At 25.6% G+C, this 3433-nt stretch carries 1 protein-coding gene; it reads right to left on the bottom strand.

Going from position 1 to position 3433, the window contains the following annotated elements; translation table 11 throughout:
- Positions 1–413 precede the first annotated feature (413 nt).
- Complete coding sequence (locus tag KPL38_RS18680; protein ID WP_216290641.1) at positions 414–1301, bottom strand: coiled-coil domain-containing protein; 888 nt, start codon at positions 1299–1301, stop codon at positions 414–416.
- Positions 1302–3433: the final 2132 nt, after the last annotated feature.

Here is a 3433-nt window from a genome sequence, read left to right as displayed (position 1 = left end):
ATTTTTGCAAAACATAGTAATCCTCCTCTACGTACTGATTTTGATATTATTATATCATAATTACTACGTTTGGAAGTAATTACAAGCTTTTTGTGGGATAATCATAATATAGATTAAAGGTTATTTTTGTTATTTTGCAATTATTAGCAAGTTGCTAGGGCATATGGATGAACTCCGTATTGATAACCACTTATTACATTACTATCTATTTTGTTATGGTGATTTGCATTAGAAGTTGAATATGTACCACTTTTAGCTATAATTCCATTCCAACTTGTTTAATCCCATTGTTTATAAATTTTTATGATAATACACAATAATTTTATGTAACCATTATATATTTATAAATATAATCAATAAAAAATTTGTCTTATGACTTTGCTGTAGTTAGATGGATATAATACAAAGGTGCCCTATTTCTTTTCAATAGCAATATCTTTAGTTCCAAGTTTATCTATTCTTAAAAGTGTATTTCTAAATTTTTCTGCTTCATTTTCTTTTTCTTTAAACAGTTTATTAATTCTATCATTAAAAGTTTCTTGAATTTCCTGCAATTTTAATTGTTGTTGTTCTCTTAAATTTAGAAGCACTTTATCAGCTTCGAAACTACTTCTTTCTTTTTGCATTTCAATATCTTGTTTAGCATTCATTTGAAGCTCATTTATTTTATTTTTATTTGATTTATCTAACTCATCTATATTTTTTACTAATTTATCATTCTTTTCATTTTGATTTACTAACAGATTGTTAAGTTGCATATTCTTGTTTGTTAATTTATCAATATCCGTTTTAATTTTTAAATTTTCATCTTTGTACTTAATATATTTTTCAGTGTCATTTTTTAATTCTAATATCTTTTCACCTTGCATATTATTAAGAGCTTTTAAACTGTCAATACTTTCTTTTAATTCTTTACTTGCATGATTTGCATTGGATTGCTCTTTTTGCAGTATAATTATTTTTTTATTTTCTTCTTTTAATAAAGAAATTTCCTCTTTCAGTTTTTCAAATTCCTTATCTTTATCTACTAACTCATTTCTATGTACATTTCTAACTTCCAAGGTTTTGATATTGTTTCGTTCGACTATGTTTATATATATATCTGCCATTCTAGTAGTTATTGTTTGTAGTTCTTTTATATCTTCAGACATATTGCTGTCTATTTCCCTAGTTCTATTTAATTCATAGTATTTAACTACTTGTTCCATCAGTTCTTTATTGTTTATCCCCTCGCTTTGAGCTAATTCATTAAATTTTTGTTTTAACTCATCACTTATCCTTACACTTAATATTGCATCCATAACTTACTCACTCTCCAAATCTATTTTTCTCTACCAATATTGTAATATATTTTTACTATTATTAAAACTAAATCTTATTTATAATATAACACTATTACAAAAATTATAGAATTTATCCTATCTACAACAAATGATTTTCTAATAACATTATTGATATGTATTACCAGTAATATTTTATATATTAATATAAAACTTATTGTATGATCATTTTGTATACAACGTATACGTTGGTAAACACATGTATACAGGCACTTAATTATGTAAACATAATGTTTACAATAATAGTATACCATATATTATTGCAAAATCGCATGTAAAATCATTAGAAATACATGATTTGATGTAAAAACAAAACCATTCAATATAACTTTTATTATATTGAATGGTTTTATATTAGTTTATTGTGAAAAATTACAAATAATAATAACGAAACCATAAAATACTCAAGTAAGTTCATAAGATAAATACATTATGTCTTAGAACCAATGTATTTTCAAAAAGAGGAAGCAACAATAAACATAAGTAATTATATAATAATTTATTTTATCATCAGGAAAAAGCTCACGTTTTATTTACTACTTTATCAAAATAATTGTTTTTATTATATCCTTTAGTACTATTTATACTTTCTATTAACTTACTTTTGTTTTTTTTACAGTCACCAGTTCAATTAGCATGTCTAATATAAATTCCATTAGAGCATTCATAACCCTTGCCCCTATTATTATAATATATTCTAGTTACAGCCTTTTAAACTAGGCTTTTCATTCAGAAATTTTTATAAATATTTCAAATTACACCTTTTGATGTATTTACCACTAAATATTAACATCTATCTTAAATCTGATATGCCTTGTAGCCCCATATCATTACATTGTAAAATAAAAAAAGCAGCCGATTTTTTAAGCCCCTTACTATTCCATATTTATTTTATTGACTTTCTAAAGAATTCATCAAATTTACCGCAGCATCTAAATCATTTGTTGTTTCAGAATTATCATTAACAGTTGGACTATCATATTGAGGTGCAAGTACAAAGTATTCATGTTTTGTCTGTTCTGATGGAGTTGCCTAACTTGTAGTCCCATCCTGACAAACTCACTACCCTCGCAAGTATTAAAAATGCCGTTACAGTTGATATTGTTTTATTTCTGTTTCCTCCCTATTTGGGGGTTGAAATAAAGCTTTTCACACAATTCTTCCACAATAAGATCAGAGTTATTTTCTAACAGGTATTACCAACACATCGTCATAGTAGCTAGGCTGATTAAATCCATACAGGGATTTACTAATTTTACTGTAAACATCATTATAACGAGGCGTGAACTTATATCCAAAAAAATTAAGAATAGAAAAATTTTTTTCATTACAAAATGTATTTTTTCCTTAACATGTTTCTCCTTTGATATTACATAAATAGTAATTAATGGTAAATACTTAGTAGAAAAATGCAAAGCCTTCTCATACCATTACTAACATAAACAATTGGCGATTTGATTCATTTATCCATTATTAAGAATGGCTATATTGCTTGTTTTACAGACTTGCAATGTTAGAACATATAATTCATATAACAAAAATTATTAATATTCTTCATAAAGTCGTGACGATTTATACCCTCCCCCATTTTTATCACTAATATCAACTCAATGTAGCATTTTAAGCTATGTAGCCAATTCACTATCGCAAATTCTCCATTTCATTACATAATCATCTGCATTAATTCCATTTGATTTAATTAATGCTAATATTTTCTTTGGCGGCACAATTACGATACATGGATTAGTAACACTAGTTTACCGATGATTTGTAAAATTTTTGTCGTATGAAATATTTAAGATCTTTTTCTACGGCGAACTATTTGATTCACCCACTAAAATGTTACTTGTTTTTGCTTCTTAAGATGCACAAACTGTTGCTCTCAGCGTACTATAATATTAACTGAGAATTATAATTGAGCTAAAATAATATCTAAATTAATAGCTGTGTCAATATACCAATAATCACATTTCCTATTCAAATTAGTTGTAGACTTGTAGTTTAATATATCCTGATAATATAAGTGATTTGCAAATTTAAGTAACCTTTAAAATATAAAAAGGATAAATGAATGTGTTAATTAAATTTAACAT

Source organism: Clostridium psychrophilum (genome assembly GCF_018861705.1).
GTDB classification, from domain to species: domain Bacteria; phylum Bacillota; class Clostridia; order Clostridiales; family Clostridiaceae; genus Clostridium_AD; species Clostridium_AD psychrophilum.
Note: the sequence above shows the minus strand (reverse complement) of the source record. Positions and strands in the feature narration are given on the sequence as shown.